General features: G+C 50.2%; 1 protein-coding gene. It reads right to left on the reverse strand.

Going from position 1 to position 237, the window contains the following annotated elements; genetic code table 11:
• Positions 1–237, reverse strand: a 237-nt coding sequence (locus FN960_RS24760) for a mannitol dehydrogenase family protein (RefSeq protein ID WP_498034110.1), incomplete at both ends; no start/stop codon positions are given.

The following is a 237-nucleotide window of genomic DNA, read 5'->3' on the forward strand; positions in this document are numbered from 1 at the left end:
TGTCCAGACGCAGTTCAGTCGCTAAGGATTTCGGTCCCTGAATCACAAACAGGTAAAAGTGTTCAGCGGTGTCGAGAAAACCATCGTGATAACCCAGTTCTTCTTCCAGTTTAGCCACTTCATCGCGCGGATAACCGGTAACGATACGGTCCACCAGCGTAGAACAGAAGCTGTTAGCCTGATCCAGCCATTGAATAAATGCTTCTGGCAGTGCCCACTCTTGCGCATAGCGCAGCA

The sequence above is a fragment of the Alkalicoccobacillus porphyridii genome, assembly GCF_007293315.1.
GTDB classification, from domain to species: Bacteria; Bacillota; Bacilli; order Bacillales; family Bacillaceae_D; genus Alkalicoccobacillus; species Alkalicoccobacillus porphyridii.